This is a genomic window from Polaribacter sp. KT25b (assembly GCF_900105145.1).
Lineage (GTDB): Bacteria > Bacteroidota > Bacteroidia > Flavobacteriales > Flavobacteriaceae > Polaribacter.
Genome location: NZ_LT629752.1, coordinates 979,770 through 1,003,860, shown reverse-complemented (window position 1 = coordinate 1,003,860; position 24,091 = coordinate 979,770). Strand labels below are relative to the sequence as shown.

25 protein-coding genes are annotated in these 24,091 nt (G+C 27.9%); 13 read left to right on the top strand and 12 right to left on the bottom strand.

What is annotated here, in order from left to right:
- Positions 1 to 45: 45 nt before the first annotated feature.
- The 9 genes from BLT70_RS04190 to BLT70_RS04150 all read right to left on the bottom strand — a co-directional run bounded on the left by BLT70_RS04190 (position 46) and on the right by BLT70_RS04150 (position 9,717).
- Complete coding sequence (locus tag BLT70_RS04190) at positions 46 to 798, bottom strand: shikimate dehydrogenase (RefSeq protein ID WP_091891977.1); 753 nt, start codon at positions 796 to 798, stop codon at positions 46 to 48.
- Positions 779 to 1,786, bottom strand: a complete 1,008-nt coding sequence (locus tag BLT70_RS04185; protein WP_091891975.1) for a DUF368 domain-containing protein — start codon at positions 1,784 to 1,786, stop codon at positions 779 to 781. The genes BLT70_RS04190 and BLT70_RS04185 overlap by 20 nt, the downstream gene beginning before the upstream one ends.
- Positions 1,787 to 2,710, bottom strand: coding sequence for a DUF368 domain-containing protein (locus BLT70_RS04180; protein WP_091891972.1), 924 nt, complete (start codon positions 2,708 to 2,710; stop codon positions 1,787 to 1,789).
- 170 nt (positions 2,711 to 2,880) lie between these two features.
- Positions 2,881 to 4,089 carry an ABC transporter permease gene (locus tag BLT70_RS04175; protein WP_091891969.1) on the bottom strand — a complete coding sequence of 403 codons (1,209 nt, stop codon included), beginning with the start codon at positions 4,087 to 4,089 and terminating at the stop codon, positions 2,881 to 2,883.
- Positions 4,090 to 4,091: 2 nt separating this feature from the next.
- The gene (locus tag BLT70_RS04170; protein ID WP_091891966.1) at positions 4,092 to 5,270 is read right to left on the bottom strand and encodes an ABC transporter permease; all 1,179 of its coding nucleotides are present in this window, start codon (positions 5,268 to 5,270) and stop codon (positions 4,092 to 4,094) included.
- A complete protein-coding gene (locus tag BLT70_RS04165; protein ID WP_091891963.1) occupies positions 5,263 to 6,255 on the bottom strand; it encodes an HlyD family secretion protein in 993 nt (330 codons plus the stop codon). Before BLT70_RS04165 ends, BLT70_RS04170 begins: the two co-directional genes overlap by 8 nt.
- 7 nt (positions 6,256 to 6,262) lie before the next feature.
- Positions 6,263 to 7,645, bottom strand: coding sequence for a TolC family protein (locus BLT70_RS04160; protein WP_091891960.1), 1,383 nt, complete (start codon positions 7,643 to 7,645; stop codon positions 6,263 to 6,265).
- Positions 7,646 to 8,230, bottom strand: a complete 585-nt coding sequence (locus BLT70_RS04155; RefSeq protein WP_091891957.1) for a TetR/AcrR family transcriptional regulator — start codon at positions 8,228 to 8,230, stop codon at positions 7,646 to 7,648.
- Between the two features lie 116 nt (positions 8,231 to 8,346).
- A complete protein-coding gene (locus tag BLT70_RS04150) occupies positions 8,347 to 9,717 on the bottom strand; it encodes a lipopolysaccharide assembly protein LapB (RefSeq protein WP_091891954.1) in 1,371 nt (456 codons plus the stop codon).
- 285 nt (positions 9,718 to 10,002) lie between these two features.
- On the opposite strand from BLT70_RS04150, the gene pyrR reads away from it, so the two are divergent.
- From pyrR to BLT70_RS04120, 6 genes are read left to right on the top strand one after another with little or no spacing between them, the layout of a single operon-like run.
- On the top strand, positions 10,003 to 10,542 hold the full coding sequence (pyrR, locus tag BLT70_RS04145; protein WP_091891951.1) for a bifunctional pyr operon transcriptional regulator/uracil phosphoribosyltransferase PyrR: 540 nt from the start codon (positions 10,003 to 10,005) through the stop codon (positions 10,540 to 10,542).
- Between the two features lies 1 nt (position 10,543).
- Positions 10,544 to 11,473 (top strand): aspartate carbamoyltransferase catalytic subunit, encoded by a 930-nt coding sequence (locus BLT70_RS04140; RefSeq protein ID WP_091891948.1) that lies wholly within the window; start codon positions 10,544 to 10,546, stop codon positions 11,471 to 11,473.
- 4 nt (positions 11,474 to 11,477) lie between these two features.
- Positions 11,478 to 11,804, top strand: a complete 327-nt coding sequence (locus tag BLT70_RS04135) for a hypothetical protein (RefSeq protein WP_091891945.1) — start codon at positions 11,478 to 11,480, stop codon at positions 11,802 to 11,804.
- A 10-nt stretch (positions 11,805 to 11,814) separates the two neighbouring features.
- Positions 11,815 to 12,135: a T9SS type A sorting domain-containing protein gene (locus BLT70_RS04130; RefSeq protein WP_091891941.1), complete on the top strand. Its 321-nt coding sequence runs from the start codon at positions 11,815 to 11,817 to the stop codon at positions 12,133 to 12,135.
- Complete coding sequence (locus BLT70_RS04125; protein WP_091891938.1) at positions 12,132 to 13,046, top strand: ribonuclease Z; 915 nt, start codon at positions 12,132 to 12,134, stop codon at positions 13,044 to 13,046. The genes BLT70_RS04130 and BLT70_RS04125 overlap by 4 nt, the downstream gene beginning before the upstream one ends.
- A gap of 5 nt (positions 13,047 to 13,051) precedes the next feature.
- Complete coding sequence (locus tag BLT70_RS04120) at positions 13,052 to 13,822, top strand: response regulator transcription factor (protein WP_091891935.1); 771 nt, start codon at positions 13,052 to 13,054, stop codon at positions 13,820 to 13,822.
- Positions 13,823 to 13,860: 38 nt separating this feature from the next.
- On the opposite strand, the gene BLT70_RS04115 is transcribed toward BLT70_RS04120, so the two are convergent.
- From BLT70_RS04115 to BLT70_RS04105, 3 genes are all read right to left on the bottom strand, one after another.
- Positions 13,861 to 14,223, bottom strand: coding sequence for a CoA-binding protein (locus BLT70_RS04115; protein ID WP_091891932.1), 363 nt, complete (start codon positions 14,221 to 14,223; stop codon positions 13,861 to 13,863).
- Positions 14,224 to 14,541: 318 nt separating this feature from the next.
- Entirely contained in the window at positions 14,542 to 15,549 is a 1,008-nt protein-coding gene (locus BLT70_RS04110; protein ID WP_091891929.1) for a 3-oxoacyl-ACP synthase III family protein, read from the bottom strand.
- A 145-nt stretch (positions 15,550 to 15,694) separates the two neighbouring features.
- Positions 15,695 to 17,119 (bottom strand): aldehyde dehydrogenase family protein, encoded by a 1,425-nt coding sequence (locus BLT70_RS04105; protein WP_091891926.1) that lies wholly within the window; start codon positions 17,117 to 17,119, stop codon positions 15,695 to 15,697.
- A 318-nt stretch (positions 17,120 to 17,437) separates the two neighbouring features.
- Here BLT70_RS04105 and htpG point away from each other — a divergent pair, with 318 nt between their 5' ends.
- The 7 genes from htpG to BLT70_RS04070 all read left to right on the top strand — a co-directional run bounded on the left by htpG (position 17,438) and on the right by BLT70_RS04070 (position 24,091).
- Positions 17,438 to 19,348 (top strand): molecular chaperone HtpG, encoded by a 1,911-nt coding sequence (gene htpG, locus BLT70_RS04100; protein ID WP_091891923.1) that lies wholly within the window; start codon positions 17,438 to 17,440, stop codon positions 19,346 to 19,348.
- Positions 19,349 to 19,499: 151 nt separating this feature from the next.
- A complete protein-coding gene (locus BLT70_RS04095) occupies positions 19,500 to 19,865 on the top strand; it encodes a hypothetical protein (protein ID WP_091891920.1) in 366 nt (121 codons plus the stop codon).
- A 10-nt stretch (positions 19,866 to 19,875) separates the two neighbouring features.
- Entirely contained in the window at positions 19,876 to 20,127 is a 252-nt protein-coding gene (locus tag BLT70_RS04090; RefSeq protein ID WP_368086344.1) for a hypothetical protein, read from the top strand.
- Positions 20,128 to 20,232: 105 nt separating this feature from the next.
- A complete protein-coding gene (locus BLT70_RS04085) occupies positions 20,233 to 21,045 on the top strand; it encodes an amidohydrolase family protein (protein ID WP_091891917.1) in 813 nt (270 codons plus the stop codon).
- 21 nt (positions 21,046 to 21,066) lie between these two features.
- On the top strand, positions 21,067 to 21,879 hold the full coding sequence (locus BLT70_RS04080; protein ID WP_091891912.1) for an SDR family oxidoreductase: 813 nt from the start codon (positions 21,067 to 21,069) through the stop codon (positions 21,877 to 21,879).
- Positions 21,880 to 21,930: 51 nt separating this feature from the next.
- On the top strand, positions 21,931 to 23,166 hold the full coding sequence (locus BLT70_RS04075; RefSeq protein ID WP_091891909.1) for a DEAD/DEAH box helicase: 1,236 nt from the start codon (positions 21,931 to 21,933) through the stop codon (positions 23,164 to 23,166).
- A gap of 37 nt (positions 23,167 to 23,203) precedes the next feature.
- Complete coding sequence (locus BLT70_RS04070) at positions 23,204 to 24,091, top strand: neutral zinc metallopeptidase (RefSeq protein WP_091891907.1); 888 nt, start codon at positions 23,204 to 23,206, stop codon at positions 24,089 to 24,091.

Here is a 24,091-nt window from a genome sequence, read left to right as displayed (position 1 = left end):
GACAACTTACAAAATCTACAAGTTTAAGTCTGCAAGTTTTATAAATTATTCATTCCAAATTCTCCAAGATTCTTCTGCTTGTAATTGTAACATTTCAAATCCGTTTTTAATTGTTGCTCCTTTTTCTTTTCCTTTGGATAAAAAAGTAGATACTTCTGGATTATAAATTAAATCGAATAATAAATGCTTTTCTGATATAAATTGATACGGAATATTAGGACATTTTTCTATTGCTGGAAAAGTCCCTAAAGGTGTACAATTAATAATAACTGTATATTTTTTAAGAGTTTCTTCGGTTAAACTATCATAAGAAATTTCTTTTTTTCCTTCAGGATTTCTAGAAACAAATTTAAACTTAATATTGTTCTTCTTTAAAGCATAAGCAATTGCTTTAGATGCGCCACCAGTGCCTAAAATTAATGCTCTTTTATGATGTTTTTTAAGTAATGGTTTTATAGAGTTTTCAAAACCAACAACATCAGAATTATATCCTTTTAAATTTCCTCTTTTGGTAAATTTTATCGTATTCACGGCGCCAATATTTTTTGCAGTTTCATCTAATTTATCTAAAAACGGAATTACTTCTTCTTTATAAGGAATTGTTACATTAATACCTCCTAAGCTTTTTTTATTATCAATAATAGATGAGAAATCTTTTATTTGCTGAATATCAAAATTTACATATTTATAATTTGTGATATTTAATTTTTCAAACTTTTCTGTAAAATATCCTCTAGAAAAAGAATATGAAATATTTTTTCCTAATAAACCAAAAATCTTACTGTTTTCTTCTTTCATAATAATCTATTGCCAATATTAAACCAACACCAAAAAAGATAAAAAAGATAGCAATAAGTGTATCTATGCTATACATTTCTGGAATATATCTTTGGTAATTTTCAATAACTTTATTTCCTTCTTGATCAAACAAAAAGGCACCATTATTTGTTGCGTATATTTTATCTTTCCACGGCCACACAATACCTAAAGAACCAGTTATAAAACCGATAATAATTGCATTTACAATTTTATTCCAACGTTTTAAAACGTACCCTAAAACATGCGATATAGAAATTAATCCAAAAGCAGAACCACTAGTAAAAACAGCTATAATTTTTAAATATCTTATTTTTACAGGATCTGTTAATACCTTAAAATCACCAGAAAGAATACTAGTAAAAACATGTAATAAAACATTTACAGAATCTACTAAAAGCAACACGTAATTACCTAATAAAATTAAAATAAAAGAACCAGAAAGACCTGGAAGCGTCATACCAGAAACACCAATAATACCGCAAACAAATACAAACCAAAGGTTATCATTTTCTTTTGCTGGTGTTAAAAAGCTAATTCCTAAACCTAGTGTTACACCTAAAACTAGAAATATAAAATTTTTTCTAGTCCACTGCCCATAATCTTTACCAATGTAATAAATAGAACCAATTATCATCCCAAAAAACCAGCTCCAAACATACAGCTCATAATGCTCTAAAAGATAATCTAAAATTAAGGAAGCACTAAAATAACTAAAAACACTTCCAAACATTATTAAGGATACAAATTGAGCATTTGTATATTGAATAAAACTTTTAAACCTAGCATTTAAGAGAAATTTTAGGGCAATTATATTTACTCTTTTAAAAGAGAAAATTAACTCTTCATAAAAACCTAAAACAAAAGAAACAGTTCCTCCAGAAACTCCAGGAACTTTATTTGCAACACCCATTAATAAACCTTTTAAGAAAAGATTTAATTTTTGTTTAAAGGTTCTCTCTTTTTGCATTTATTGTTTATTAACTGCTAATTTTTCCATTATTAAAATTAAAGAAAAACCAACGACCGCCAAAACAATTGAGAATAATAATTGTGCATCTCCATCAAAAGAAAAAGGAGAAACACTTTGTTGATTAAATGGAACCTCAACTCCATGAGAATTTATGCGCCAGGTTAAAGTTTCTTTCCAAGGCCAAATTTTATTTAATGAACCAATTATAAAACCTGTTAAAGCAGCTAAAGTGTAATTTTTATAATGAGCAAATAACCATTTTAAAATTTTAGAAAAAGTTAACAAACCTACAATTGCACCTAAACCAACTGCAGCCACCGTTTTTAAATCTCTATCATTTACTGCTGTTAAAATAGGTTTATATGCACCTAATAAAACTAAAATAAATGCTCCAGAAATTCCTGGTAAAATCATTGCACAAATTGCAATTGCACCCGCAAAAAACATAAATAATAAAGAAGAATTCTCTGTTACTAACGGATTTAAAGTTGTTATATAATATGCTAAAAAAGCACCTAAAATTAAAACTATAAAGGAAATAACATTCCAGTTAGAAATTTGTTTAGCTATATAAATAATACTAGCTAACACTAAACCAAAAAAGAAAGACCACAATAAAATAGGTTCGTTTTCTAACAAATATTTTATAGCTTTTGCTAGAGAAATAATACTAATAAAAATACCAACAAAAAGGGATAATAAAAAATTACCATTTAATTGTTTCCAAGCAACTTTAAAACCATCCTTTTTTAGAGTTTTAAACAAATCTAGATTTACATTACTAATAGAACCTAATAATTCTTCATAGATACCAGAAATAAATGCTATAGTTCCCCCAGAAACTCCAGGTACTACATCTGCAGCTCCCATAGCCATACCTTTTAAACCAATAACTACATAGTCTTTAATTTTTCTACTCATTGTAAGTATTTTTTTTAGAAAAACGAAGATACTAGAAATTTAAGAAATATTAAGAAAAGGAATTTTAATTTGATTTGTTTCTAAACTTATTTTCTGATTATAATGATTTTCTAGAATAAATTCTGATTGAAATTATTCTCTTTTTTAATGATAATTTTTTAAGAATATTTCTATACATTTTTTAAAACCACCTCTTTTCTTGCTCTTATTTTTAAAGAAATGGCAGCAATCACAAAATAAATTCCAGTTAAAAACCATAAATGATTCCATTCTTTTAATACATCTAAAAACGAAGCTTCCATTTGTGTTAATTTCACAAAGCCATTCATACCAGATGTTGATGGAATTATTTCTGAAACATATTTATAAAACTCAGAAAACCCTTCCTCCGGAAAAGATAACCCGCTTAACATTAAAGACGGAATAGAAAGCAATACTAAAAACACTATAGAATCTTCTCTTCTTTTAAAAAATGAACTGATAGAAATTCCTAAAAATACTACAGAAAATATATATGGTATTATAAATACATAAATTGTAAACAATGAAGAACGCACCGGAATTCCGAAAATGGTATAAACAATTCCAATTTGAATTGGAATAATAACCATATAAATTAAAGTATACAAACAAGCTTTTGCTAATAAAACTGATAAAACACCTCCTTTATGTAATAATCTTGGAAATTTGATATGCGTAGATACTGTTTCTCGTCTAGAACCACTTAATAGACCAATGCCCATTAATAGTACTAATTGAATAATTAATGCTGTTAACATTGGTATTAGATAAGTTGCATAACCAGAACTTGTATTAAATAAACTGGTAGATATTGCTTTTATAGGTGTATAATCTTTCTGAGCTTTATCAAAAGAAACACCTTTTGCCATTTCTTTTTTTATTGATATTCCAGCACTAAAATATCCGTTAACGGTAGAAACATCACCCAAAACCCGTTTATAAAACAACATATTAGCGGCATCAGAAAAGGTGGTAATTGTAGTTTGTTTACCACTCCTTATATTCTTTTCAAAATACTTTGGAACCAAAATTACTCCTTGTACTTTTCTAGAGTAATACGCAACTTTGGCTGCTTCCAAATCTGTAAATGAAGATATTGTTTTTGTTCCTTGAGTAGCATTTAACATGGCAATATAATCTCTACTCATTCTTGTGCCATCTTGATTTACAATTGCTACGGGAACTTCTTTAATTATTTGATTTGAATATATATACGTATACACAACCAAAATAATAAGTGTTACAGATAAAAAAGTACTTACAACAGCTTTGTCTGATTTAATTGAATTCCATTCTGTTTTAAAAGTATTCTTAAATGAGATTATTCCTTTGTAAAATAATTTATATAAATTCTTCATTTTTAAATATTGTGATTAAACCTACCTTTTAAAAACAATCTTTTTAATTTAATCCAACTTAGAGTAATTGGCGTAATACTTAAAACAACTAAAATTATTATTGCTTTTAAAGAATAAAATGCAGGAAATCCTCTTTGAGATTGATCTAATAATAACTCAAAGAAATGCGTAAACGGAAAAACCTGACTTAACCATTGCAATACTATTGGCATTCCAAAAATTGGAAATGTAATACCAGAAAAAGAAAGACTTACAGCGCCAAAACCAGAACCAATTGTTAAAGCTTCTCTAAAACTACCGCTTATAGATATAAAAAATAAAGCAAATGATTGATTTGCTAAAATCAATAAAAGTAAACCGAATAAAACTGTTATTTTACTTCCAGAAAACGGAAAATCTTGCCATACATACATACTTAAAAGCGTAATGATACCTACAAATAAAAACCAAACAGTATAGGGTAAAACTTTTCCTAAAATTATAGCAGATAAACTTCCATTAGTAATGCTTAATAACTTATTTCCTTTACTGTATTTTAAATCTGCTCCAAAACAATAAATAGTGGTTAGCATAACAAACAATTGAAAAAACATTGTTAAAAATCCAGTATTTAAATAATATGAATAATTTGTATATGGATTTGATAATACGTGGCTATTAGTTTTTATTGGTTGATAATTAACCAAAGCCTGCTCTGTTGAAACTCCTCTTTTACGTTGCTTTTCTATGTTTATACCTGCCGAAATTGTACCAATAACTTTTCTAAATGCCTTATATTCTAACCCACCAGCCAATAACAAATTACTATTGTATTGATTGATAATATTTACTTGTTTACCACTTTTTAAATCTGCTTCAAAATTTTGAGGAATAGTAATTACTCCATATGCTTTTCCTAAACGAATTAACTCCTCTCCTTTTTGCTGATTTAAAGGAAAAAAACCAATTTTAATCTCTGGAGCTGCATCTAATTGAGCAATTACATTTCTAGAAGTAGCAGTATGATCTAAATCTACCACAGCAACAGGTAAGTCTCTTGCTACTCCTTTACTTAAAAGAGAATTAAAAAATAATATAGAAACAAAAGGTAAAATAATTGCAAGAATAAAAGACGACTTACTATTAAACAATAGTGCAATCTCTCTTTTTGCAATCCGAAAAGAAGGTTTCATTTTACTCATTAAATTGAGAATAATCAATTAAAATACTCATTCCTGGTCTTAATGCTAGTTCTTTTTTAACTGGCATTGCTTTTATTTCAAAAGTTCTAACATCAAAATCTCCACTTGCTTTAGTTGCATTCCAAGTAGCATAATCTCCCAAAGCCGCGATATAATAAATTTTAAACTCTACTTCTTTATTATTCAAAGCAGGTATTATTGCTTTAAATACTTCTCCTTTTTTAAAGTTAAAAAGGCTAGTTTCTTTAATGTTTAGAATTGCGTAGCTATTGCTTAAATCAACCAAATGAACAACAGGATAACCAGCACCTATCAACTCACCTTCTTCTGGCAAAAAATTAAGAACTTCAGCATCAATAGGCGCAATAATATTACGTTCATTTTTATATCCTTCTAATTCTATTAGCGCACCATCTGCTTGTTTAACCAAAGCAGAAGCTGCTTCTATATCCTCGTTTCTAGCGCCTTTTTTTGCCATTTGATACATACTTAATGCGGCTTCTTGGTCTTTTAAAGCAACTTCTTTTTTTGCAAAAATCTCGTCTCGTTGTTGTTCAGAAATCACACCATCTTTAAATAAATTTTCCATCCGTTTGTATGTTTTATTCATCACATTGGCAGCAGCCGATGCTTTTTCATACACACTTTTTGCAGCTCTAATTTCTTCTAATCTAGCACCGTTTTGCGCTTTGTTTTTTTGAGCATTTGCAGCATCTTTTAAAGCTAAAGCTTGTTGCTCTTTTGCTAAAATTTCTGGACTTAAAAGCGTTGCCAATAATTGTCCTTTTTTTACGCTTTCTCCTTCTTTCACTTCAAAAGAATTAATACGTGTAGGTATTTTAGCTGATAAATAAATTTCTTTTACCTCTATTCTACCTTGTAAAATAACTGATTTAGGTTTCGTTAATAACCACACACTTGTAAGTACTATAATTGAAAGAATTACAATACCTATTAATGATTTTATAAATTTTGGATTTCTCATTTTTATATTAATTTTGATTTAAGAAAGTAGCTGTTTTTCCTGTAAGTACCATTAACTCTCCGTAAGCAATATTGTACTCATATAAAGCTTTTATTTTATGAATTTTAATTTCTGATAATTTTAATGTAGCATCAACAACCTCTAAAGAAGTTCCGGTACCTTCTTCAAAAGCACGTGTTCTCATAAACTTTAATTTATTTGCCAATGCTTCATCGCTATTTAAACTTTCATATTGTTCCAATTCTTTTTGCATTGTATTGTAAAGTTTTTCTGTATATGTAGTTAAGTTTAATCTTGCTTGTTTATCAAATTCTTCTACTTGAGAAATTTTGTATTTAGATGCTTTTATTTTATGTTCTCTTTGAAAACCATTAAACAATTCCCATTCTACACCTACACCTACAAACCATTTTGTATCTACCAATGGTAAATTATCTTTCCATACAATGTATTTTCCAGAAACCCCTACTTTAGGAAAATATTCACTATTTTCTACTTTTACACCTACTTTAGCTAACTCATGATTTTTGTCAATAATTTTTAATTGTTCATTTTCCGTTAACATCTCATTTGTAAAATCTTGCAGAGGTTTTACAATTGTTGGTTTATTAAATTTACTGGTAAATCCATTAATGGAATCTACGCCAATTAAATTTTGAACAGCAGTTGTTGCTAAATCAACATCTTTTTGGGCAGCTAACAATTCTCTTTTGGCATTAGACAAAGCTACTTTTGCATTTAAGGTTTCTACTTCTGGAATAATTCCATTCTCAAAAAACTTATTTGCTTGGTTGTTATGCAGTAAAATAACGTCGTAAACCTCTTTTCTTAACTTTACAGCTTCTTGCGCTAATTTTAACTTAAAAAAATAGTTGATTAACTGAACAGTTAGTTCGTCTTCCTTAATTTTATGTTTGGTTTCTGATAATGATAATTTAATTTCTGATGCTTTGTTAGCAGCATTAATTTTTCCACCAGCATAAATTGGCATCGAAACATTTGCTGTAGCAAAACCCAAGTTTTTTTCTTGCAAGGTAAAATCCCAATCACCTAAAACTGAAGCAGGATCTGTTATACTTAACAAACCACCAACCATATTTCTTTGATCATTTAAATCAACAGCAATATCTTTATCTAAATGCATATAAGTACCAGAAACACTAACTGTTGGTAAACGTAAACCTTTTGTGGCCTTATGCTCTTCTTCCATGGCTTTTACCTCAAAGCTAGATGCTTTTGCTTCTCCATTTTTAGACAACATTAAATCATACGCTTGCTTTAATGTAATATTTTGAGCATTTGTAAACGTTGTTATAAAACATAAAAAAAGGAATAACTTTACATGTATTCTACTTAATTTCATCGCTTTAAACTTTAAATTGATTTCCATTTATTTTAAAATTTTTAAAATATTATCAGTAAGTTTATCTACATCATCGATAGTTACTTCTTGTTCTCCAAAAATATTTTTCCGTGTAAAATTGATATAATCTACAGCATATACTAAAATGTGATAATGTAATTGATAAACAGAAGTGTTTTTAGAAATTTCTCCTGCTCTTATTCCAATAAGTTTAATATTCTTTATTAAATCTGCACTTTTATGTCTAATTTCTTCGGATGCAAAAAAATTTTCATTGTGTAATAATTGATAAAAAAACTTTGATGCATTTGGCTCTTTTAAGAAATAAGTAATTCTGTTTTTAATAAACGATTTAATTAGAGGTTTTACACTTGTTTTATTTAAAATCAGTAAAGTTTCTAATTCTTTGTATAATGAATCTACTTTATCGTGATATAATTCATTTATTAAATCTTGTTTACCAGTATAGATTCGATACAAATAACCTCCGCTAACATTTGCCTTTTTAGCAATCATTGCAATAGTAGTAGCTTCAATACCTTTTTCTACAATTGTTTGCATTGTAGCTTGTTTAATTCTTGCTATTTTATCTTCATCAATTTTACGAGCCATATTAATTTTAATTTACACTACAAAATTATGAATAAATATTCATTCATTTAAAAAATAATTAAAGTTTCTATAAAAAAATAGCCTGATTAAAAAAATCAGGCTATTTTATATATCTATTATTCTGTTGCTTTTTTATAATTTTTAATAAGTTTCTGCACTTTTTCATTTTCGAAAACAGTTGGATAAATTTCCTTTAAAATTACATGATGATCGTAATCTTGTTTAAAAGCTTTTATCAAATGATGAAAACCATATTTCTCATTGTTTAAAATAAAAAATATTCCAGCAAATCGATACTCTATTTCAGCAATGTTTTTATATATTTTTTGTGCTCTTTCCAAAACTTTAATTGCTTTTTCAAATTCTCCTAAAAAAGATAAAACATCAACTAAACCAATATAAACTTTAAAAGTATTATCATTTAAAGCCAAGCAATTTTCAAAACCAGTAACAGCTTCTTCATAAAAGTTTAGTTTTAATTTAATATCAGAATATTTTCTCCAATACAACAAATTGTCTTCATCAATTTTTAAAGCTTTGGATATATAATAAGATGCTTTTTGGTAATTATCATCATTATAATAAATATTAGTTAGCAAAAGCCATCCTTTATCTAATAATGGATCTTCATGAACAGCTTTTTTATAGTAAGATATTGCAGCATCAAACTTTTGTATTTTTTCATAACACTCGCCAACTCTAAGATAAGCATACGCTGTAGGGTCATCTAATTCAAAGGTAATTAAATAATTCTCTATTGCTTCTTGATAACGTTCTAATTCTTCTAATGTTTTGGCTTTTTCTATATAACCACCAATAAATGATTCATCAATTAAAACAGCATAATCAAAAGAACTTAATGCTTTTTTAAAATTTTTTAATATAAAATTTTGCAGACCTAATTGGTGCCAGGCAACCTCACAATAAGGATTATTATTTAAATATTTTTCTATAAAAACGATAGATTCCTCATGTTTTTGTTCCATATCAAAACAATAAACAATATTATATAACGAAGAATAATCTTCAAAATTTACTTCTATACATTTTTCAAAGCTTAAACGAGCATTCTCATAATTTTCTAAGTATAAATATTCCATACCAATTAAAGACAAAACATCTACTTTATCATCAGTAAAAATTAATGCTTTTTCTAAATTGACAATTGCTTCGTTATGTTCTCCAGATTTAGAATTAATAATAGATTTTTGTATAAAAACCTCTTCATTATTTGGATCTAAAAGTTCTATTTTCTCCAACAAAGTAGATGCTTTATCTAACTCATTTTCGAAAATATAAATCTCTACATGTAATAATTTTAGATAAACAGATTCAGGATGCTGTTCTAAACCTAGTTTCACTGCTTTTTTTGCAAGCGAAAGTTTACCAGCTTCTAAATAATGCACAATAATTTCTTCGAACTCAACTAAATCAAAAAAAAAGATGTTGTTGGTTTTTAGCATGGATTCAAACTTCGTTAAAGACATAACTTAGGTGCTTTTCATTATAAAAATAAAGGTAATACAACAAGTTAATGTAGTTTTAAGCCAATACTTTTTCTTTTCAACAATTTAATTAACAACCATATTTACATAAAGTAATTTGGTTTGATCTTAAATATAACAAAAAAAATTTATTATTATATAAAAAGAGTAAAATAATTATTTCTGAATAGTTTTTTATTATTAGTATCTCATTTTATTTTGCTCATACGTTTATTTACCCTAATTTTGATTTTCAATAACTATCAACTAAAATTTGATAGCATTCTTATGAGCAAAAAAACCTTACTTAACTCAAAAGATATTGAAATTATTCTTCACAGATTAGCGTGCGAGCTAATTGAAAATCATAATGATTTTTCTAATACTGTTTTAATTGGTGTACAACCAAGAGGAACGTATTTAGCAAACAGATTAGCAACTTTGTTAAAAAACGAATACGGCATAAAAGATTTAAAATTAGGTCTGCTAGATATTACATTTTACAGAGATGATTTTAGAAGAAGAGATTCGCCTTTAGCTGCAACATCAACAAAAATCGATTTTTTAATTGAAAATAAAAAAGTGGTAATTATTGATGATGTTTTATTTTCTGGTAGAAGTATTAGAGCTGCTTTAACTGCAATACAGTCTTTTGGAAGACCAGAAAGTATTGAGTTATTGGTTTTAATTGATAGACGTTTTAGTAGACATTTACCAATTCAGCCAAATTATAAAGGAAGGCAAGTTGACGCAATAAATGAAGAAAAAGTTTTAGTTTCTTGGAAAGAAACGCATAAAAAAGATGCAGTTTATATAGAACAAAAATAATATGGATCAATTAAGCGTAGAACATTTATTAGGCATAAAATATCTAAAAAAAACTGATATTGACCTTATTTTTAAAACTGCAGATCATTTTAAAGAAGTTATAAATAGACCTATAAAAAAGGTTCCTTCTCTAAGAGATATTACAATTGCAAATTTATTTTTTGAAAATAGTACCAGAACAAAACTTTCTTTTGAACTGGCTCAAAAAAGACTTTCTGCAGATGTAATTAATTTTTCTGCAAGTCAATCATCCGTAAAAAAAGGAGAAACTTTAATAGACACGGTTAACAATATTTTATCTATGAAAGTAGATATTGTTGTGATGAGACATGGAAATGTTGGTGCAGGTGTTTTCTTATCTAAACACGTAAATGCAAAGATTATAAATGCTGGTGATGGAACACACGAACATCCAACACAAGCATTATTAGATTCTTATTCTATAAGAGAAAAACTAGGAACTGTAAAAGGTAAAAAGATTGTTATTGTTGGCGATATTTTACATTCTAGAGTTGCTTTATCAAATATATTTGCGTTGCAATTACAAGGTGCACAAGTAAAAGTTTGTGGACCAACAACTTTAATACCTAAATATATTACAAGCTTAGGTGTTGAGGTTGAAACCAACCTTAAAAAAGCCTTAGAATGGTGTGATGTTGCCAATGTTTTAAGAGTGCAACACGAAAGAATGGATATTAAATATTTTCCATCAACCAGAGAATACACTCAACTTTTTGGAATTAATAAAGACATTTTAGATAATCTTGGCAAGAAAATTGTAATAATGCATCCAGGACCAATAAATAGAGGTGTAGAAATTACAAGCGAAGTTGCAGATTCTGATCAATCTATTATTTTAAATCAAGTAGAAAATGGTGTTGCGGTAAGAATGGCAGTTATTTATTTATTGGCGCAACAAATTAAAAGGTAAATTAATGATAATAGAAAAAAAAGAAAATTATACTCTTATTACTTCGGATGAAAACTCGTTTTTAGATTTTTACACAACTTTTTTAAAAAAAGAGAAAGATTTTAATGAAGTTCATCTAGTTTTACAAATTTCTAATGAAATTAAAACTACAAAAGAAGAAATTTCTTTATTTTTGAATAACATCAAAAAGAAAAATAGTAAATCTTTTGTTATTGTTTACAATAATGTTGATATTGATGACTTACCAGAAGACTTAAACATTGTTCCTACTTTAACTGAAGCAGAAGATGTTTTAGAAATGGAAGCTATAGAAAGAGAATTAGGATTTTAAAAACACATAAATGATAAAAAAACTACTTTTTATTTTATTTTTAAGCCTAACCACAATTGGTTTTTCACAGCATAAATCTGTTGAAAAATTATCTGCTGCCCCAAATCCGTTTACAGAGAACACAAAAATATCCTTTAAAGCTGCAAATAATGCAACTATAATTTTTTCTGTAATAAATGTTTTAGGTAAAACTGTTTACAAAGAAAATATTAAAGTTACTACTGGCAATAATTCATTTACTTTTAAAAAAGGAAACTTACTTTCTGGTATTTATATTTACAAATTACAAGATAAAGAAACTATAATTTCTAAACGTTTTGTTATTAAATGAGTATAAACCTAACTATTTTAGGCTGTCATTCTGCGACGCCGCGTGCAAATGCTTTTCCAACTTCTCAATATTTGGAAATAAATAATCAACATTTTTTAATTGATTGTGGCGAAGGTACACAACGTCAAATGCGAAAATATAAAGTTGGTTTTTCTAAAATTAACCACATTTTTATTTCTCATTTACATGGCGATCATTTTTATGGTTTAGTTGGCTTGTTAGCTACTTATGGTATTTTAAGTAGAGAAAAAGAATTGCATGTTTATGGACCAAAAGGTATCAAAAAAGTGACACTTTTACAGTTGAAGATTTCTCAATCTCATGCTAAATATCCAATAATATTTCACGAATTAACATCCAAAGAAAGTGAACTTATTTTTGAGGATGATAAAGTTTCTGTAAGAACAATTCCATTAAACCATAGAGTGTATACAAATGGTTATTTGTTTACAGAAAAAGAAAAACCAAGAAAACTGAACATGTTAAATATTAGCGGATATCCAGAAATTGATAAAGCTGATTATTTAAATATTAAAGCTGGTAAAGATGTTGTCTTATCAACCGGAGAAATTGTTACAAATAAGGAGTTAACAATTGCACCAACAAAACCATTGAGCTTTGCTTTTTGTAGTGATACTTACTATAAACCAGATATTATTCCGATTATAAAAAATACTGATTTACTGTATCACGAAGCTACTTTTTTATCCGACAGAGAAGATTTAGCTAAAAAAACAAAACATTCAACGTCTGAACAAGCTGCACAAATTGCGAAAGATGCAAATGTAAAACAACTTATTATAGGTCATTATTCTGGTAGATATAAAGATATTTCATTGTTTCAAAAAGAGGCTAAAGAAATTTTTGAAAACACAAAATTAGCAGAACCAGGTAAAATTTTTAATATGTAACAGATATGAAAAAATTCAAAATAAACTCTATTTATAATGAAATTTTTGAGACATATCCTAATGTTGAAATAGAAGAACACATTAAAAAGTTAATTGAACTAGATTATTATTATCCTTACAATTCTACATTTTACTGCATTACAAATACAGTTCATCAAAATTTTGAATATATAAGTAAAAATTTTACAGCTTGTACAGGTTTGTCTATTGATAAAATGATGACTGGTGGAATGGATTATTATTGGTCCCTTTTTCATCCAGAAGATATTAAACTATGGCTTAATAGTTTAACTGATTTAATGGTTTTTACAATGACTGAGTTGAATGACGAACAACGTAAAAGAATGAGCTATACTTGGAATTATAGAATAAAAAATGCTGATAACAAATATGTAAATATTATTCAGAATACAACTCCTTTACAGTTTGATAGCAGCAATAAACCCATAATTGGCATGGCACATTACACCGTTTTAGATGGTCATTTAAAAATGGATATTTGTGCAACTGCAAAATATTTAAATAATAAAAATGAATATGAAACCTTATTTTATAAGAATCAATCAACTTCAAATTTATTAAATATAATTACAAATAGAGAAAGAGATGTTGTTCGTTTGTTAATAACAAACAAAACAAGCGAAGAAATTTCTAACAACTTACATATTAGCAAGCATACTGTAAATACTCACAGAAAAAATATACTTAAAAAACTAAATATCGAATCTACTTTTGAATTAATGAAATACTTTAAGAATAATCAAAATTTAATTTAGAAACTCTTAAATTTTAACCAAATCAATTTATTACTTTATTAATATTCATTGATAGAAATCATTACTAAAGTACATGCAATTACTGGTTCAATTTTATGTTCTTCCAACAATTTTACAAACTCGTCATTTTCTGCACCAGGATTAAAGATTACTCTTCTCGGTTGCAAATCAAGAATGTAATTATAATATTCTTCTTGTCTTTTTGGATTAAGATATAAAGTTACAGTATCTATATTTTTATAGTCTTGTCTTTTATCAGCAATATTTACATTTAAAACTTTCCCTTTTTTTTTCCCTAAAGCAACAACAGGTAATTCTTTATCTAACAATCTTTTTATTGCAATGTTAGAATATCTGTTGGGGTTTGCAGATGCACCAAGAACTAATGTTACATTTTTCATAAAATTAATATATAAATTATAGGATATTGATTATATTAACAAATATAAGCATTCAAAACACTAAAAAACGAGCAAATAAGATAAAATTAATTAAATAACAAAAAAAAAATATCACTCGTAAAGCTAATACGTAATTGAAAAAAATATTAAACAAGAAATAAATAAATGTTCAAAAAACTAAAATAATTATTACTGAATTCCATAATTGTGAATTAACAAAAAATCCGAAGCAAAAAAATTGTTTCGGATTGTTATTATTTTATATTTCTAATTGTTTGTCTAAATAAATGTTCACTTTTTTATGCACTAAAATCTATTTTACCATCTAATAATTACACTTCCCCAAGTAAATCCACTTCCAAAAGCAGCCAAAACTACTAAATCATTGTCTTTTATTTTACCAAGTTCCCAAGCTTCTGTGAGCGCAATAATTACTGAAGCAGCTGTTGTATTACCATACTTCATAATATTATTATACATTTTATCATCAGATAATTTAAATTTTCTTTGGATAAACTGTGCAATACGTAAATTAGCTTGATGCGGAATTAACATATCAATATCTTCTTTCTCTAAGTTGTTTGCTTCCAAACCTTCTACAATTGCTTCAGAAAAGCGCGTAATAGCATGTTTAAATACAAATTGACCATTCATATAAGGAAAATAAGAAACATCATCAGGATTATTTGCTGCTAAAATTTCTGGAACCCATCTTTGTGTAGATGGTCCTTCTAAAACTAATTCTTTAGCATGTTTTCCTTCAGAATGTAAATGAGTTGATAAAATTCCTTTACCTTTTTCTTCACTTCTTGATAAAATTGCTGCTCCTGCTCCATCACCAAAAATAACTGAAACATTTCTACCTCTAGTAGATTTTTCTAAACCACCAGAATGATTTTCTGCACCAATCACCAAAATGTTTTTATACATTCCTGTTTTTATAAACTGATCTGCAACAGACATTGCATAAATAAAACCAGAACATTGGTTACGAACATCTAAAGCACCTATTGTTGGCATATCTAATAGGTCTTGCACTTGCACGCCACCTCCAGGAAAATACATATCCGGACTTAAAGTTGCAAACACAATAAAATCGATATCATCTTTGGTTAAACTAGCTCTATCTATAGCGATTCTAGCAGCTTTTGCACCCATAACAGCAGTTGTATCTCCTGTTTTTGGATCAATCCATCTACGTTCTTTTATTCCTGTTCTTTCTTGGATCCATTCATCAGAAGTTTCCATAAATTCCTTTAAATCATTATTTGTAACAATATTATCAGGAACATAATATCCAAGTCCGGTAATTTTTGAATTATACATATTTTATGGGTATATTTTTTATTTATTTGATTTTTTGCACCTTGCTAAAATAGAAATAAATTAACATGTTTACAAAAGCTATAGTTTACTAAGTTAAAACTTATAATAGAAAAAACAAAATTACAAGTAAATTATCTACTATAAATTAAAACCATTTAATGGTTAGGTTAATCAATTTCTCTTTAAAGTTTGTATAAGGTGGCATTAATATTTCTAAAGCACCCGGAATGGTTTGTTTTAAAACGCCTCTAGCATTAGAAAACTCTTGAAAACCAAAAAATCCATGAGATTTACCAATTCCGCTATTATTAGAACCTCCAAAAGGCAAATTATTATTAAAGAAATGAACAGCATTATTATTTACACAAGAACCACCTGCTCTTGTATTATTTAAAATATACTCAATATTTTTACTTTTGTTACTATACACATAAAGTGCCAACGGTTTTTCTTTAGAATTGATTGTATCAATTACTTCATTTATATTATCATAAGGGATAATTGGTAAAATAGGTCCAAAGATTTCTTCTTGCATCACTTTAGTATTCATTTTAACATTCGTTAAAATAGTTGGTTCTATTGCATTTGATTTTTCATCAACTTTACCACCGTAAGAAACTATTGCTCCGTTTTCTTTTGCATTATTTATCATGCTTGTAACTCTACCTTTGTGAGATTCATTTACAATACAAGTATAATTTTCAGATTGATTTGCGTTATTATTATAAAACTTGGCCAATACTTTTTTAAACTCATTTACCAATTCTTCTTGTTTACTTTTATGCACATAAATATAATCTGGCGCAATACAAACCTGACCAGCATTTACAAATTTACCCCAAGCAATTCTTTTAGCAGCCGTTTTTATAGTAGCAGTTTCGTCTATAATTGTCGGCGATTTACCTCCTAATTCTAAAGTTACAGAAGTTAAATGTTTAGCAGCAGCAGTCATTACAACTTTACCTATTACAGGCGATCCTGTAAAAAAGATATGATTAAATGGTAATGATAATAAATCTGTTGCTGTTTGCACAGCTCCTTCTATAAGAGTTACTTCGTTTTCATTAAAAATAGTAGCAATTAATTCTTTCATCACTTTAGAAATATGAGGTGTCATTTCCGAAGGTTTTATAATCACAGTATTTCCAGCTGCGATTGCACTTACTAAAGGAGCTAAAGTTAAATTTACAGGAAAATTCCAAGGAGAAATAATTAAACAAACACCTTTTGGCTCATATTTATAATAGGACGAAGATCCTATAAAAGCTATTGGTGTTCCAACTCTTTGTTTTTCTGTCCAAGAATTTAAATGTCTTAAAGTGTGTTTAATTTCACTAGTAACAGGATAAATTTCTGTCAAGTCTACTTCTGCTTTTGGTTTGCCCATATCTTTATAAAGCGCCTCTTTTATTGCCGCTCTATAAGTAATTTCTACTGCTTTTTTTAAAGCTTTTAGTTTTCTCTTTCTTTCTTTTATTGTTTGATTTGCTACAACAAATTGATGTTCTTTTTGTGTATTAAAAATTGCAGTAATTGCTTCAATATTTAATTCGTCTTTAATAGTTTCCATAATTTATGAATTACGTAATTCTTTAAATATTTTGATAGTACTAATTTAAGAATTCTATGATAGAATGATTGAAAATAAAATTTTTATAATTTTATTTTATGCTTTATTCGCAATTTTACGCTCAAAACCTTCCAAAACAACTTCCAATAATTTCAAAATTAGGTTCTAAATCCATTTTAAGGACAAATAATAGATTCTAAAAATATCGAAAATTGAAATAAAAAATAATTTCTGTCATCTTGTCATAAAATTCCTTTTGGTATTTTATTTGACTATTGTAACATCATAAATAATAAAGTTAAACAAAACCTATATAAAATGGCAAAAGGAAATATTAATGTATCAGTAGAAAATATTTTTCCGCTGATTAAAAAATTCTTGTATTCTGATCACGAAATATTTTTACGTGAATTAATTTCTAACGGAACAGATGCAACGACGAAACTTAAACACCTTATTTCTATTGGTGAAGCTAAAACAGAACTAGGCGATGCTAAAATTGAAATTAGCATTGATAAAGAAGCTAAAACCTTAACAATTAAAGACCAAGGTTTAGGGATGACAATGGATGAAGTTGAAAAATACATCAACCAAATTGCATTTTCTGGAGCTGAAGAATTTTTAGAAAAATATAAAGACGACAAAAACGAAACTGGCGTAATTGGTCATTTCGGACTTGGTTTTTACTCTGCTTTTATGGTTGCAGAAAAAGTTGAAATCTTTACTAAATCTTTTAAAGACGAACCTGCTGCTCATTGGACTTGTGATGGTTCTCCAGAATATTCGTTAGTAGAAAATGACAAATCTGACAGAGGAACAGAAATTGTTTTACACATTGCAGAAGATTCTACAGAGTTTTTAACTGAAGAGAAAATTAGTGCTTTATTAAACAAATACAATCGTTTTAACCAAGTGCCAATTAAATTTGGAACTAAAAAAGTTAACGATCCAGATTTTACACCTCAAACTACTACAGATAAAGACGGTAAAGAAACTACAGAACCTCACAAACAAATTGAGGTTGATAATATCATCAACAACACAAATCCTGCTTGGACAAAAGCGCCTGCTGATTTAACGGATGAAGATTACGAAAATTTCTACAGAGAATTGTATCCAATGCAATTTGAAGAATCTTTATTTCACATTCATTTAAATGTTGATTATCCTTTTAATTTAACCGGAATTTTATTCTTTCCTAAGTTAAGTTCTTCTATGGATATGCAAAAGGATAAAATTCAATTGTATCAAAACCAAGTATATGTAACTGATAATGTTGAGGGAATTGTACCAGACTTTTTACAAATGTTAAAAGGTGTTATTGATTCTCCAGACATTCCTTTAAACGTTTCTCGTTCTTATTTACAAGCAGATGGAGCTGTAAAAAAAATATCTGGTTACATCACCAAAAAAGTGGCTGATAAATTAACTTCTTTATTCAAAAATAATCGTGAAGATTTTGAGAAAAAATGGAACGATATTAAAGTAATTATCGAATACGGAATGTTATCTGAAGATAAATTCTTTGACAAAGCTAAGAAATTTGCTTTATATCCAACAGTTGCAGATACGTATTTTACGTTTGATGAATTGATTGAAAAAACAAAAGAAAATCAAACTGATAAAGATGGTAATCACGTTATTTTATATACTTCTAACAAAGAAGCACAACACAGTTATATAAAAGATGCGACTGCAAAAGGTTATGAAGTTTTAGTATTAGACTCACCAATTATTTCGCATTTAATGCAGAAATTAGAAGGTGGTGATGCTAAAGTGAAATTTACAAGAGTTGATGCCGATTTTATTGATAATCTAATTAAGAAAGACGATGCTATAATTTCTAAATTATCAGAAGAAGAAACTGCAAAATTAAAACCAATTATTGAAGGTGCTGTAAACTCAAAAACATATACAGTTCAGTTAGAAGCGATGGATTCTGCTGCTTCTCCGTTCTTAATTACGGTTCCAGAATTTATGCGTAGAATGAAAGAAATGCAAGCTTCTGGTGGTGGTGGAATGATGGGAATGGGTAATTTTCCAGACATGTACAATTTAGTGGTAAACACAAATAGTCCGTTAGTTTCAGAAATTTTAAATAGCAAAGATGAGGCTGCACAGAAAGCATTAATTTCTCAAGCTTTTGATTTAGCTAAATTATCTCAAAACCTTTTACATGGTGAAGAGTTAACAAACTTTATCAAGCGTTCTTACGAATTGTTTAAGTAGAAAAAATGTCATTGCGAGTTCATGAAGCAATCTGTAATTAATTAAAAGATTGCTTCATTACATTCGCAATGACTATTAATACCAAAGCCTCTTTGTTTTCACAAAGAGGCTTTATTTTAAAAACATTATTTTTGTATAAAACAGATTTATAATGCAATTGAAACACCTTTTTGTTTTTTTACTGGTATTTCTTCACTCAGTTGCAGAATCTACTTTTTATGCTCAAGAAAGTACTAGCAATTATTATCAGTATTCTAAGATAATTCAGAAAAAGAAGTTTAATTATAAAAACACAAAACATGTTGTTTTAAAAAAAGACGTATTATCTAGCGCCGATTTTCTTGCTCTTTTCTTTCCTTCTATTTATCTAAAAAGTGCTTTTCAAAAACAAATTAAACTTACTTTAAAACTACAAAAGCAATTGTATCAAAATATTGCTTTACTACATAAACAACATATTTTCTTAATCAATAAAATTATTGCTAGTAATTCAATTTCTAATTTATACATAGCTTAGAACTACATTCTTGTTCTTTGCAAATGCTGAAAATGCATCAGATGATAAAACAAATGTCTCATCATTTATCATTACTAATATGTATAAAAAGAAAAAAAATACTCGTTTAGAAAAAACTAGACGACCAATATATTGGCTTAAAAGAAAATTATTATTAATTATTACCGCATTTATGTTAGGGATTTCTAATTCTATAAATGATGAAGATACATCCATTTTTGGAAATCAGCATAATATAGAACAACAAGATAAAATGGATTGATAAATTATTTTTTTAGTCACAAACTTCTTTATTAATTCTAATCCTTTTTTATAGTTTTAAATTGTAACTTTAGCCAAATAAATAATAAAAAACCTTTATTAAAAAATGATTATAGACGTACATACACATCTTAATAATTATCACGAAGACAGAGTAACTTCTATTAACGAGAGTTTAGATTTATTATCTAAAACAATGAAAGAAAACAATGTCGATTATTCTTTAGTACTTTCTTCTTACAAAGTAAATGAACATAGACCAAGTACAAAACAGATTGTAGAAGCTGTAAAAGGGTATAAAAATATTGGTATTGTTGCAGGTATAAGTTATTTACATTACAACTATAAAGATGTTATAGAAATTAGTCAATATTTAAAAGAAGGACATATTAAAGGTTTAAAATTTTATCCTGGTTACGAACCTTTTTATCCTAATGATATTCGATTTAAATTGATGTACGAAATGGCGATTGAATATGATGTTCCTGTAATGTTTCATTCTGGAGACACCTATGCACCAACAGGAAAAGTAAAATATTCTCATCCTTTACATATTGATGATTTGGCTGTAGATTACCCAGATTTAAAAATTGTAATTTGTCATGTTGGTAATCCTTGGATAAAAGATTGTATGGAGGTTGTGTATAAAAACAAAAACGTTTTTGCTGATATTTCTGGCTTGGTTTTAGGTGATTTTAATGAAAAATTTGAACGCTATATGAAAAAGGAAATTGAAGAAATGATTACTTATGCTGGCGATCCAAAGTATTTATTATATGGTACAGATTGGCCAATTTCTAACATGAAATCTTATTTAAAATTTATGAATCAATTAGATTTAGCAGAAGATAAAAAAGAATTAATTCTTTGGAAAAATGCTACAGAATTATTTAAAATTGATGTAAATGATTTAAAATAAACAATTAATAATAACAACAAAATGCAACTAACAAACAAAACAGTTTTAATAACAGGTGGCGCTTCTGGAATTGGTAAAATAATGGTTCGTTTAGCTTTAGAACGAAAAGCAAAAATTATCATTTGGGACATCAATCAAATAGGAATTGACAACACAATTACAGAATTTAAAAATCTTGGAGAAATTGCTGGTTTTGTTGTAGATGTTTCAAACCCAACACAAATAAAAGAAACTGCACAAAAAGTAAAACAAAAAATTGGTTTTGTTGATGTAATTATTAATAATGCAGGTATTATCGTTGGTAAATATTTTCACGAGCATTCAAATAATGAAATTGATAAAACAATGGCAATTAATGCAAATGCACCAATGTATATAACAAATGCTTTTTTAAGCGATATGTTGCAGAAAAACACAGGTCATATTTGTAATATTGCTTCTTCTGGAGGTTTAATTTCTAACCCAAAAATGTCTGTTTATGTAGCTAGTAAATGGTCTTTAATTGGTTGGTCAGACAGTTTGCGAATAGAAATGAAACAACTAAAAAAGAACATTAAGGTAACTACAATAATGCCATATTATATAAATACAGGCATGTTTGATGGTGTAAAATCATCTAAAATAAAAATTTTAGAACCAGAAACTGCTTCTTTAACCATTATAAAAGCGATTGAGAAAAACAAAAAAATGGTTACAATTCCTGGTTATTTATACAGATTTGTAAAAATTGGACAAGCAACAATGTCTATCAACTTTTTTGATTGGTTTGCGGGTTCTGCTTTAGAAATTTACAAAACAATGGACGCTTTTACAGGTCGTAAAAAGCAACAATAATTATCAAAAACCATTCTCTAATTTAAACTACCTTTGCTTTAAAAATAATCAATGCAGTTTTCTGATTTTCCTTTCCATAAATCTATCTTAAAAGCAATTGCCCAAGAGAGATACCATAGACCAACTTTAGTTCAACAAAAAGCAATTCCAATAGTTTTAGATAAAAAAAACGTTATTGTTTCTGCACAAACAGGAACAGGAAAAACTGCTGCTTTTGCGTTGCCAATTATTCAGCTTTTATCTAATAAACCTGTTATAGAAAATGAAGTAAAAAAGATAAAATCGCTAATAGTTACTCCAACTCGTGAGTTAGCAATTCAGATTTTAGAAAACTTTAAAAGCTATAGTAAATACACAAATCTAAAAACTACAGCCGTTTTTGGTGGAGTTTCTTTAGAGCCTCAAAAAGAAGAATTAGCAAACGGAATTGACATTTTAATTGCAACTCCAGGAAGATTAATTGACCTGCAAATGCAAGGAAATATCGATTTAAGTGGTATTGAAATCTTTGTGTTAGATGAAGCCGATTTAATGTTAGATATGGGTTTTATAACAGACATTAATAAGATTGAAAAATTATGTCCGAAGAAAAAACAAACCTTACTTTTTTCAGCTACAATTCCAGAAAAAATAGACGAATTAGCAAAATCTATTGTAAAAAATGCAGTTAAAATTGAAATAAATCCAGAGGAAACAACTGCAAAAAACATTGGACAATTATTATATTATCTTCCTAAAAAGAACAAAACAGATTTATGTTTACTCTTATTAAGAACTACCATAAATGGGCGAATTTTAATTTTTAGACGCACAAAATTGGGTGTTGATAAATTAGAACAATCTCTACTTAAAAACGAGTACAAAGTAACAAGTATTCATGGCGATAAAACTCAGGGAGTCAGAAATAAAGCGATAGAAGATTTTAAAACTAAAAAAGCAACTATTTTAATTGCAACAGATGTTGCTGCACGTGGAATTGACATTAGCAATGTAGATGCAATTATAAATTTTGACATTCCAAATGTGCCAGAAACCTATGTGCATAGAATTGGTAGAACTGGTAGAGCTGGTAAATCTGGAATTGCCTTTTCTTTTTGTTCTCCGGATGAAAATAGCTACATTAAATCCATCGAAGCTTTAATTGAAAAACCAATTAAAATTATTACAGATCATCCTTATATAATTAATAAGCCAAAACACAAAAAATTACAACCAAATACGGTTAGTAAAAATAAAAAAGGAAGAAAATCTGATGCTTCTAAAAAGAATAAAAAACGTTGGTATTAAATAATAAATAAACACTCTAAATTTAAATAATTACGGTATGAAATGGAGAAGTAATCGTACAAGTCAAAATGTTGATGACAGAAGAGGAATGTCTTCAGGTAGTTCTGGTGGCGGAGGTTTAAACCCAATGCTAATAAGCCTATTGTTAAAATTAGTTACTTCAAAAAAAGGATTAATTATAATAGCAATCGTTTTTGGGGTGATGTATTTTACAGGTAATAATCCGTTGCAATTTTTAAGTGGAAATTCTACAAATCAAATACAAAACACAAATTACGAAGGCACAGCAAAAGAAAACGAATTGGCAGCTTTTAGCAATAGAGTTTTAGTAAGTACAGAAGATGTTTGGAATCAAATTTTACCAAATTATAAAGAGCCAACTTTAGTACTTTTTACAAATTCAGTTTCTTCTGCTTGTGGTTCTGCATCTAGTGCAACGGGCCCTTTTTATTGCCCTGGAGATGAAAAATTATATATCGATTTAAGTTTTTTTGAAGAAATGGCTACCAAATTAAATGCTCCTGGAGATTTCGCTCAAGCTTATGTAATTGCGCATGAAGTTGGTCATCACATTCAAAATTTAATGGGAACAACAGATAAAATGCAACAAATTCGTGGAAAAGTTAGTCAGAAAGAATACAATCAATTTTCTGTAAAATTAGAATTACAAGCAGATTTTTTAGCGGGTGTTTGGGCGTATCATGCTAAAAATAAAGATCTTATTTTAGATGAAGGCGATTTAGAAGAAGCCTTAAAAGCTGCTTTTGAAATTGGTGATGATCGTTTGCAAAAAAAATCTTCTGGCAGTGTTGTTCCAGATTCTTTTACACACGGAACTTCTGCGCAAAGAATGCGTTGGTTTAAAAAAGGTTTTGAAACCGGCGATTTAAGCCAAGGTGATACTTTTAACACAAAATCTTTATAA